Source organism: Nocardia gipuzkoensis, assembly GCF_021183645.1.
GTDB lineage: Bacteria > Actinomycetota > Actinomycetes > Mycobacteriales > Mycobacteriaceae > Nocardia > Nocardia abscessus.
In genome coordinates, this window is the sequence record NZ_CP089225.1 from 3,727,279 (window position 1) to 3,737,789 (window position 10,511).

The 10,511-nt window shown below is 69.6% G+C and carries 9 protein-coding genes; 7 read left to right on the top strand and 2 right to left on the bottom strand.

All coding sequences use genetic code 11. The features are described from left to right. Positions 1–114: 114 nt before the first annotated feature. Together LTT66_RS16785 and LTT66_RS16790 are read left to right on the top strand one after the other, a co-directional pair. Positions 115–876, top strand: coding sequence for a glutamate racemase (locus LTT66_RS16785; RefSeq protein WP_233068573.1), 762 nt, complete (start codon positions 115–117; stop codon positions 874–876). 34 nt (positions 877–910) lie between these two features. Next, complete coding sequence (locus LTT66_RS16790) at positions 911–1,669, top strand: DNA alkylation repair protein (protein ID WP_233068575.1); 759 nt, start codon at positions 911–913, stop codon at positions 1,667–1,669. A 49-nt stretch (positions 1,670–1,718) separates the two neighbouring features. Here LTT66_RS16790 and LTT66_RS16795 read toward each other — a convergent pair whose 3' ends face one another. Both LTT66_RS16795 and mftR2 read right to left on the bottom strand, forming a co-directional pair. Further along, on the bottom strand, positions 1,719–2,774 hold the full coding sequence (locus tag LTT66_RS16795; protein WP_233068577.1) for a ferredoxin--NADP reductase: 1,056 nt from the start codon (positions 2,772–2,774) through the stop codon (positions 1,719–1,721). 61 nt (positions 2,775–2,835) lie between these two features. Beyond that, positions 2,836–3,474, bottom strand: a complete 639-nt coding sequence (gene mftR2 / locus LTT66_RS16800; protein WP_181722865.1) for a mycofactocin system transcriptional regulator MftR2 — start codon at positions 3,472–3,474, stop codon at positions 2,836–2,838. A 401-nt stretch (positions 3,475–3,875) separates the two neighbouring features. Between mftR2 and mftA the strand changes: the two genes are divergently transcribed. The 5 genes from mftA to LTT66_RS16825 all read left to right on the top strand — a co-directional run bounded on the left by mftA (position 3,876) and on the right by LTT66_RS16825 (position 10,197). Continuing rightward, positions 3,876–3,974 (top strand): mycofactocin precursor MftA, encoded by a 99-nt coding sequence (gene mftA, locus LTT66_RS16805; protein ID WP_157172164.1) that lies wholly within the window; start codon positions 3,876–3,878, stop codon positions 3,972–3,974. Between the two features lie 16 nt (positions 3,975–3,990). After that, entirely contained in the window at positions 3,991–5,544 is a 1,554-nt protein-coding gene (mftC, locus tag LTT66_RS16810; protein WP_233068579.1) for a mycofactocin radical SAM maturase, read from the top strand. A 231-nt stretch (positions 5,545–5,775) separates the two neighbouring features. Then, the gene (gene mftF, locus LTT66_RS16815) at positions 5,776–7,176 is read left to right on the top strand and encodes a mycofactocin biosynthesis glycosyltransferase MftF (protein WP_233068587.1); all 1,401 of its coding nucleotides are present in this window, start codon (positions 5,776–5,778) and stop codon (positions 7,174–7,176) included. A 74-nt stretch (positions 7,177–7,250) separates the two neighbouring features. After that, on the top strand, positions 7,251–8,702 hold the full coding sequence (gene mftG, locus LTT66_RS16820) for a mycofactocin dehydrogenase MftG (protein ID WP_233068589.1): 1,452 nt from the start codon (positions 7,251–7,253) through the stop codon (positions 8,700–8,702). A 124-nt stretch (positions 8,703–8,826) separates the two neighbouring features. Next, positions 8,827–10,197 (top strand): GAF domain-containing protein, encoded by a 1,371-nt coding sequence (locus tag LTT66_RS16825; protein ID WP_233068591.1) that lies wholly within the window; start codon positions 8,827–8,829, stop codon positions 10,195–10,197. Positions 10,198–10,511: the final 314 nt, after the last annotated feature.

Here is a 10,511-nt window from a genome sequence, read left to right on the forward strand (position 1 = left end):
ATTCGGCGAAGGCCGGATCCGCCGAGGCCGGGGCGGCTGGTGGCTGTCGCGGAGGGTGCGCCGGGGCATGAGCGGTGTGCGTGGCTGTCGGTGGGGCTGTAATACGGTGGTGCGGTGATCGTCGCGCTCATCGACTCCGGTCTGGGGTTGCTGCCCACTTCCGCCTGGTTACGCAAGTTGCGGCCGGATGTGGATCTGCTGCTGCAACTGGACCCGGATGGCGCGCCGTGGGGGCCGAAGCCGGAGGACTGGGTGGTCGAGCGGGTGGTCGACGCCGCGCGAACGTCGCTCCGGATGGGGGCCGAGGTGATCGTCCTGCCGTGCAATACCGCCAGCGTCACGGCGCTGGAGCACGTGCGTGCGGACGTCGGGCCCGACGTGCCGGTGATCGGCACCGTGCCCGCGATCAAGCCCGCCGCGGCCGTATGCCGGTCGGTGGCGGTCTGGGCCACGGCGGCGACCACGGCGAGCCGGTATCAGGCCGATCTGATCGCGAAATTCGGCGGCGACGCCGACGTGGTGGGCGTGGCGTGTCATGGATTGGCCGACGCCATCGACCGCGGTGATCTGGCCGCCGCCCACGCCGCGATCGCCGACGCCGCCGCGCGGACGCCGCCGGACGTCGAAGGCGTGGTCCTCGGCTGCACCCACTACCCACTGGTGACCGACGCGATCGTGGCCGCCCTGCCGGACGGTGTGCGCCTGTTCGACAGCGCGCAAGCCGTTGCCGCGCAGACCATTCGGCGCATCGACGCGCTCGGCCGCCCCAGTACCGGCACCGGGGAGGTCCGGGTGCTCAACAGCGGCGAGCCCGGCGCATTGCCCGCCAGCGCGGCCGCGTTCGAGTCCGGACGCGTTCTGGGCGCACAAGCGTGAGCCGCCGAGCAGTTCGCAACAGGAGCGCCGTGCGATGACCGACTCGGTGACCGCGGCCGACGTGCAGGCGGCCTTGCGGGAACTGGCGATTCCGGCCGACGCGACGCACCTGCGGCGGTTCTTCAAGACCGGCCCCGGCGAATACGGCGAGGGTGACGTGTTCCTCGGCGTCCGGGTCCCGGCGAGCCGTGGCGTCGCGAAACGCTTCGCGGCGCTTCCGCTCGACGAGGTCGACAAACTGCTCGACAGCGACGTGCATGAGGACCGGTTCGCCGCGCTGGTCATCTTGAACGCCCGATTCGCGGCGGCGTCCAAGCCGCGCTCGTTCGACGATGCCGCCCGCGCCGCCATGGTGGAGCTGTACCTCGCGGCCGTGCGCCGTGGCCGAGTGAACAATTGGGATCTCGTGGACGTGTCGGCGGAGCGCATCGTCGGCCCGTGGCTGCTGGACAAGCCGCGTGACCTGCTGTTCCAGCTGGCCCGGGCCGACTCGCTGTGGGAGCGACGGGTGGCGCTGCTGTCCACTTTCGCGTTCATCAAGGCGGGCGACGCCTCCACCACCTTCGCGCTGAGCGAACTGCTGCTCGGCGACCGCCACGACCTGATCCAGAAGGCGCTGGGCTGGATGCTGCGCGAAGTCGGTAAGCGCGTCGACCGCAGCCTGCTGACCGGCTTCCTCGACCGGCACGCCACGGCCATGGGACGCACCGCGCTGAGCTACGCGACCGAGCATTTACCGCCCGAGGTCCGCGCGGGATACCGCGCGCGCCGACCGTCGCAATCGATCGGTTAATGCCGCGATTCCGGGCGAACGCACAATTGCGTTCGGAATCCCGGTCGGCTCAGAACTGGATCTTCAGGTGGTCGGTCACCGGGTGCGCTTGGCAGCCGAGGATATAGCCGTTCTCGATATCCTCCGGGTCGAGAATTTCGGCGTTGTCCATTTCGACCTTGCCTTCCAGCACCGTGCAAGCGCACGAACCGCATTCGCCTTCCTGGCAGGAATAGGGCACGTCCAATCCCTTGGCCAGCATGATGTCCACCAGGGTCTGCTTGCGCGGCCATTTCAGCTCGTGCACTTCGCCGTCGAGTTCGACCTCGACGGTCGCCGCGTCGGCCGCCTCCTCGTCGGAGACCTCGACCGGCGCCTGATCGGCGAACGGGTCGCCGGCCAGCGAGTTGAACACCTCGGCGTGCGTGCGCGAGCGGGGCACGCCCAGCTGCGCGAGCGCGTCGTGCACGCGGTCCATGAACGGTTTCGGTCCGCACATGAACGCGTCGTAGCCGCGATACGGCGCGACGAGGGTGGCCAGCGCGTCGGCGGTCGGCAAGCCCTGCAGGTATTCCAGCCAGTGGATCACGGTGAGGCGCTGCGGGTGCTTGTCCGCCAGGTCGCGCAGCTCGCCGGCGAAGATCACCGACTCGTGGTCGCGGTTGGCGTAGACCAGCACGATGCGGCCGTTGCCGCGGGCCAGCGCCGACTTCAGGATGGACATGACCGGCGTGATGCCGCTGCCCGCGCCGAACAGCAGCAGATCGTCGTCCAAGTCCTTCGGGGTGAAGACGCCCGAGGGCGGCAGCACCTCGATCAGGTCGCCCGCCTGCACGTTGTCGCACACCCAGTTCGACCCGAAGCCGCCGTCGGTCCGCTTGACGGTCACCTTCGGGCGGTCATCGGTGTAGGGCGAGCTGGCCAGCGAGTAGCACCGCGCCACCGAGCCGGTCAGGTCGCTGGGGATGCGCAGGGTGAGGAACTGTCCCGGCTGGTAGCGGAACTTCTCGGCCAGCTCGTCGGGAACGTCGAAGACCAGGGAGCGGGTGTCGGCCGTCTCGGCGATGACCGCGGACACCCGCAGCACGACCGAGCGCGAGCCGTGTGGAACCTCGACAGTGGTCATGTCGTCCTCTCGAACCTGGCATGGGCATTCCGCGACGCCAAAACTAGAACGTGTTTCAGTTTCATCGTACGTCGGTGGTCGCCTGACGGACAAGCTGGGCTTCGAGACCGGCGATCAGCACGTCCATGCCGAAGTCGTAGGAATAACGTCCGCGCAGGTCGCCGATATAGCGAGTAGCCCGCTCGACAACGGGGGGCAGTGTGACGTCGGCCGGTGCGGAGCGGTCGCGCGGGTTCACCCGGCTGCGACCGAACAGGTAGGTGTGGATCGTCGCGTAGGCGGCCAGTATGTTGCGGTCGCCGAACCCCGCGTCATCGAGGATGTCCATGATCGCGGCGATCAGGTCCAGCTGTTTGCCGAGCATCTGCTCGATCAGGATGTCGCCGAGACCGGGATGCTTGCGCAGCTTCTCGTCGATCTGGTCGACGAGGTCGCGCAGCCGGTGCTGCCACGACTCGGATTCCGGCGGTGGTGTGCGCACTCCGGTCAGCGCCGCGCTGGCGACGAGGTCGAGCAGCTCGCGCTTGTCCGCGACGTAGTAGTAGGGCGCCATCGGGGAGACGCCGAGTTCGCGGGATAGTCGCCGCATCGACAACTTCTCCACGCCGTCCTCGCGAACCACCCGCAGCGCGGCCTCGACGATCTCGGACTCCGACAGTGTTCGATTCGTGGTGCTCGCGGGCCCTCCGTGGTTACGCAAGCTTCCGCCTCCGGGCCTGATGCTCGCACCACGGCGTGCTGCCGCCCCCGTTCGCCTGCATTCGTCCGACTCCCATGCCACCTCTACCAGGGCGGGCGCGTGCCGCCCGTCACATTCCGTTCAGCTGCTTGCCACCCGCAGTCTAGAGCGCCGGGTATGGACCCCGTCGCCGCCTGTTCCCCTCGGTGCGCGGCCGAATCAGCCGGTCGTCCCGGGTGCGCGGCGGCCGGAATGCGGCGATCGCCGGTTCGGTGACTGAAACCTGTTGTTTTGTCAGTTTATGACGTTATTGTGTGAGCACGGACTGCACCGGGCAGTCCGGCACACGGATCGTCCTCGCGGAGGTAGCCATGCCGGAATACGGGTCCATCGGACACGCCGACACCGACAACACCGGACGGATGGAGACCGCCGCGGCGCGGTCGGCCGAGGAGACGCCGCTGGTCGAGGAGAGCCTCATCGAAGAGGTGTCCATCGACGGCATGTGCGGCGTCTACTGACAGGCGGTCGAGAACCATGCTCGATCTCGATAACCGCTGGCAGCTGCACCCGCGCGTGGCGCTGCGGCCGGAGCCCTTCGGCGCGCTGCTCTACCACTTCGGCACGCGCAAACTCTCCTTCCTGAAGAGTCCGCGGATCGTCGAGATCGTCCGCTCGTTGCCGGAGCACGTCTCGGCCCGCACCGCGCTGCGTGCCGCGGGCGTGCCGGAGGCCGGTACCGCGGCTTACGCCGAAGCGCTGACACAGCTCGCCGATTCGGAGATGATCGTCGGCGCACCGGCCGGCGCACCGGCGGTAGCGGCCGCTGCGAGCGCGGCTCCGGCGCCGTCCACGGCGGGGGTGGTCCCGCCGTCGGACGCGGCGGTGCGCCTGGTGGACCGCTTCGAGTCCGGTCTCGCCGCGCCGATCTGCCTGACCTGGGAACTCACCTACGCCTGCAACCTGTCCTGCGTGCACTGCCTGTCCTCCTCGGGCCGGCGGGACCCGCGCGAGCTGAGCACCGAGCAGTGCAAGGCGCTGATCGACGAGTTCGAGCGCATGCAGGTGTTCTACGTGAACATCGGCGGCGGCGAGCCCACGGTGCGCCCGGACTTCTGGGAGCTGGTCGACTACGCGACCGCGCACCATGTGGGAGTGAAGTTCTCCACCAACGGGGTTCGGATCACGCCCGAGGTCGCGGCCCGGCTCGCGGCCAGCGACTACGTCGACGTGCAGGTGTCGCTGGACGGCGCCGACGCGGCGGTCAACGACGCAGTGCGCGGTCCCGGCTCCTACGACATGGCCATTCGCGCACTGGAGAACCTCGCCGCGGCGGGTTTCCGGGACGCGAAGCTGTCGGTGGTGGCCACCAGGCACAACATCGAACAGCTCGACCAGTTCCGGGCGATCGCCGAAAGGTACGGCGCCACCTTGCGTCTGACCAGGCTGCGGCCGTCGGGGCGGGGCGCGGACGTGTGGGACGAGCTGCACCCGACTCCCGGCCAGCAGCGCGTGCTCTACGACTGGTTGCTGCGCAACGGGGAGGGCGTGCTCACCGGCGACTCGTTCTTCCACCTGTCCGCGTTCGGACAGGCGCTGCCGGGCCTGAACATGTGCGGCGCCGGGCGGGTGGTCTGCCTCGTCGACCCGGTGGGCGACGTCTATGCCTGCCCGTTCGCCATTCACGACCGGTTCCATGCCGGAAACGTGGTGGCCGACGGCGGTTTCGGCGCCGTATGGCGGTCCTCGGAACTGTTCGGGGAGTTGCGCGAGCCCACCGGCGGCGGCGCGTGCGCGTCGTGCAGCCACTACGACGCCTGCCGGGGCGGCTGCATGGCGGCGAAGTTCTTCACCGGGCTGCCCGCCGACGGACCGGACCCGGAGTGTGTCCAGGGCTACGGCGAAGCGGCGCTGGCCGACACCGCGCGGATGATCCCGCGTTCGTCGGTCGACCACTCGCGCCGGGTCGCGCCGCGGGCGGGCGGGCGCAAGGGCGGGCCGATCCCGTTGACGCTGAGCGTGACGCGCCCGGCCGGATTCTCGCCGGACCGGCGTCCGTCGCGGGCCTGCGACGAAAGTCCGCTGGCATGACGCCACTTAGTTTGCTGGAAGTATGCTAAATGCCCGGATTCGGCTATCGCCCGGTGTGCTACCGGGTGATAGCCGCCGCGTTGCCGGATGCTGGGACAGGCCCGTTGGCGAACTCCCGGCATCGGCGGCGGGGCGGGTCGCTTCCGGTGGCGGGCCGGTTTCGCCCGGAATTCCGGCGATTTTTCCGGACTGTTGATGTCCGCACCCGAAACTCCGCCTAGCATGCCAGGAATGCGCCATGATCGCCTGCCCGATGGATTCGGGGTGCGGATCGATCCTCGGGTACGCGCATACTCCGGTGGGCGGGTCCTGATCGGCGGTTCGCCTGCCCGGTTGCTGCGACTTGCCCCGGAGGCCGCCGAGATGATCGGCGACGGGTACCTCGAGGTGACCGGCCCGAAGTCCGCTGTCGTTGCCAGACGGCTGCTCGACTCCGGAGTGGCCAATCCCCGCCCCCGGCTGCTGCCTTCGCCGGAGGACGTCACCGTCATCGTGCCGCTGCACAACAACGCCGAGGGGCTGGCGCGGCTGCTGGCCGCGCTGCGCGGGCACAACGTCATCGTGGTCGACGACGGGTCCGATCAACCGGTCCGGATCCCGCGCAACCGCGGCACCCGCTGCCGGGTGACCGTGCTGCGCCACGACCGCAAGCAAGGGCCCGCCGCCGCCCGCAACGCCGGTTTACGGGCGGCGACAACCGACTTCGTCGCGTTCCTGGATTCCGACGTGGTGCCGCGCAGCGGATGGCTGGAGGTGATGCTCGGCCACTTCAGCGACCCGGGAGTGGCGCTGGTCGCCCCGCGGATCGTCGCGCTGGACCCGGAGTCCAACGCGCTGGCGCGCTACGAGCACACCCGCTCCTCGCTGGACCTGGGCCGGCGCGAGGCGGCCGTGCACTCGCGCGGACTGGTGTCCTATGTGCCGAGCGCGGCGCTGCTGGCACGGCGCAGGGCCCTGCTGGGACAAGGCGGCTTCGACGAGTCGATGCACGTCGCCGAGGACGTCGACCTGTGCTGGCGGCTGGAGCAGGCGGGCTGGCGGCTGCGCTACGAGCCCGCGGCGCACGTGGCGCACGACCATCGGGTGTGCTTCCGGGCCTGGTTCGGCCGAAAGCTGTTCTACGGCACCGGCGCCGCGCCGCTGGGCGAGCGGCACGCGGGAACGGTCTCACCGCTGTCGGTGCCGTCCTGGACACTGCTGGCCGCCTTCCTGTTCGCGACGCTGACCAAGTGGGGACTGCTCGGCGGCGTCGTCACCCTGATCACCGCGCTGGCCCGGCTGCGCCGCGTCTTCGCCGGGCTGGACAACCCCACCCGGATCGCCTCGATCTACTTGGCGCGCGGCTTCTTCGCCGGGCTGTGGCGTCTGGCCTCGGCGATGTGCAGGCACTACTGGCCGATCACGCTGCTGGCGATGGTGGTGTCGCGGCGCATCCGGCGGATCGCGGTGACCATGGCCATCGCGGACGGACTGGCCGACTGGTTCACCCACCGCGACGCGGGCGGCCTGGATCCGGTGCGCTACGTGGCCTACAAGCGGCTCGACGACATCGCTTACGGCACCGGCCTGTGGCTGGGCGCCTTCCGCGCCCGCAGCCTGGAGGCGCTGAAACCCACCACACCGTCGCGCTGAGCCATCCGGACCACCCGCGATGACCTGATCCGGCCCGCACCGGCGCCGCGCCGAGATACCGAACGGGAGTCCGAATGGCCGACACGCTCATCGTCGGGGGCGGTACCGCCGGGTGTGTCCTGGCGGAGCGCTTGAGCGCCGATCCGGCGCACACGGTGCGCCTGCTCGAGGCCGGCGCCCTGTGGGTCGGTCTGGACGCGATGCCCGCCGAGTTGATGGACGCGGCCGCGCTTCCGATCGGTCCGGAGGCGCAGTGGCTGTGGCGTTACGAGGTGGTCCTCGCGGACGACCCGCCGGTGCCGGGAACCATCGTGCGCGGCAGGCTGATCGGCGGCTCGGGGGCGGTCAACGGCGGTTACTTCGTCCGGGCCGCGATGGCGGATTTCGACGCATGGACCCGCGTGCTCGGCGGTTCGGACGCCTGGTCGTTCGCATCCGTGCTGCCGCTGTACTGCCGGATCGAGCGGGACCTGGACTTCGGTGATCAGCCATGGCACGGTGACCGCGGCCCCATTCCGGTGCGGCGCGCGCCGGACCCCGCTCCGGTCAGTGCGGCGTTCGCGCAGGCGTGCCTGACCGCCGGATTCGCCGAAGTGCCGGATCTCAACGCGCCCGGCAGCGGTGAGGGTGTCGGGGCGGTGCCGTGCAATTGCGACCAGGGCAGGCGGATCGGCCCCGGGGTCGGCTATCTGCTGCCCGCGCTGTCGCGCCCGAACTTGACCGTCGCCGCGGAAACGGTCGTCACGCGCATCCGCTTCGACGGGACGCGGGCGGTCGGCGTGGAGTGCGTGCGCGACGGCGAGACCGGCATCGAGTGGGCCGACCGCGTCGTGCTCTGCGCCGGCGCGATCGAGTCGGCCGCGCTGTTGCTGCGCTCCGGCGTCGGCGACCCGCGACAGCTTCGCGCACTGGGCATCCCCGTCGTGCACCCGGCCCCGGTCGGCGCCCGGTTCAGCGACCATCCCGAGGTGGGCATCTCCTACCTGCTCGATGTGGCCGAACCGCCGGCCGTCCCGCTGGAGACGGTGCTGGAAGTCGACGACGTCGAAATCCGGCCGTACGCGGTCTCCTTCACGCCGGGGGTGCACCGGCTGGGCGTCACGCTGATGCGTCCGCGGTCGGCCGGGGTGCTGCGATTGCGATCTGCCGAACCGGATGCCGCGCCGCTGATCGACTATCGCTATCTCGCCGCGGAGCAGGATCGTGCCCGGTTGCGCGACGCGGTGGCGACGGCAGGCGGGTTGCTGCGAGGAATGAACGCCCGGCCGGTCGATCCGATTCCGGAGCCCGCGGATCTCGGCGCCTGGCTACGCGCGAATCTCGCCACTTCGCAGCATTTGTCCGGGACCTGCCGAATGGGACGGGAAAACGACGAGGCGGCGGTGGTGGACGAGATGTGCCGAGTGCACGGCGTCACCGGATTGTCGGTCGTGGATCTGTCCGTAGTGCCGGTGCCACTCGGTCGTGGACCACAGGCCACGACCATGATGATCGCGGAAAAGGCGGCCGCGTACCTTACCTCGTAAAGTGAAAGGCGATTGGGTCACAATTTACCGGGATGGGAATCGGTGTGACCTGGCGGACAAACCCCACCATCGGTCGGTACCGCCCTGTATACGCCGGTACAGTTTGGGGCGGAAAGAAAGGCAAATGGTCAGCAACATCGCAGGTGGGCGACCCCCACGGCAGGGCGTGGAGCCGGGCGCCCAACTCGGTGCGCTCGAAGTCTACGCCGCGCAGGCGCACGGATATCTCAGCGCGGGTGGCGATCAACTTGCCCGGCTCGCCGGTTTGCTGCGCCCCGCCGTGCTGGAGTCCTGGCTGCGCAGTGTGCGCGACGGGGTCGACCCGATGGATGCCCTCGACGGCCGCGGCCTGCGCGGCGCCGATCTGCAGCGCTATCTCCAGGCCCATCCGATCGCCGCGCTGATGCCACTGATCGACAAATTGCTCGTACAGGACGTAGCCAGAACGGGTTTGATCGTCGTGATCGCCGATCAGTTCGGCCGGGTGCTCTCGGTGCACGGCAACGCCGAGCAGGTCGCGGCGGCCGCCGAGATCGGCCTGCGCGCCGGTGACGATCTGAGCGAGCGCCGCATCGGAACCAATGCGGTCGGCTTGGTGGTGCGCACCGGTCGCGCCGCGTGGATCCACGGCCCGGAGCACTTTCTGCACCGGATGCACCAGATCACCGGCGCCGCGGCGCCGGTGCACGATCCGGACGGCAGGCTGGTGGGTGTGCTGATGATCGCGGGCGGCGTCCGCGTGGCCAAGCCGGAGATCCTCGCGCTGGTCAAAGCCACCGCCACCGCCGCGGAGATGGACTTGCTGCTCACCGCGATGCGATCGGGAGAGCGCGGTGCGGACGGCCGGGGCCGCCGTGACCCGGCGCAGCCGCACCCCGCGGGCAGGCTCGGCCTCGACGTGCTCGGCCTCGGGCAGCCGCAGTTGAGCGTCGCCGACGATCGAGTTCCCTTGTCGCAGCGGCATGCCGAGATCCTGCTGCTGCTGGCCGAACATCCGGAGGGGCTCGGCGCCGACCATCTCGCGCTGCTGCTCGACGACACCGATCTGGACAACGGCACCATCCGCGCGGCCGTGTCCCGATTGCGGGCGGTGGTCGGCTCGGCCGTTTTCGGTTCGCGGCCCTACCGTTTGCGCGTTCCGGTGGCCACCGATGTCGAGGCATTGCGCGCAGCGCTCGATTCCGGTGATGTCGATTCCGCATTACGACTTTATGCCGGGCCGGTGCTGCCTCGGTCGACCGCACCGGGAATCATCGACATTCGCGACGAGCTGCGGGTGCGATTGCGTACCGCGGTGCTGGCTTCCTGCGATGCCGCGGTGCTGCGCCGGTGGACCGCGTGCCCGGAGGGGCGCGAGGACGCCGCGGCATGGGCGGCCTACCGAGCGACGGTCGATCGTGATTCACCGTTGTATGCGCAGATCGAAGCCAAGCTCCGGGTGCTGGACCGCCGCCTGGGCGCCGATGCAACGCGGATGCAACGTTTCGGCTCTTAGTCTGCACAGCCATCGGCGCGTGAGCGCGCCGCCGCGGTCGAAATGGGGATCGCGCGGACTGTTTTGCCCAGAGTTCCGGCCCTGGTAGCCGCACTGGACGTCCGTCCAGAAGTTTTTGGGGTAATTAGTTCCTTTTTATTAACGAAGCGCCTAATGTTCGCACTGCACGGATCACGACCGTGTGACGTAGCTGACATAGCCGTGGCGCCCGGTCCGCGGCGATGACGTTGGAGGAATGCCGGATTCCGCGCGAGTGCGCCTCGGATCGCTCGCGCTCTCATCGAATCGCACGTGGTGGTCGACGCCATGCGCCC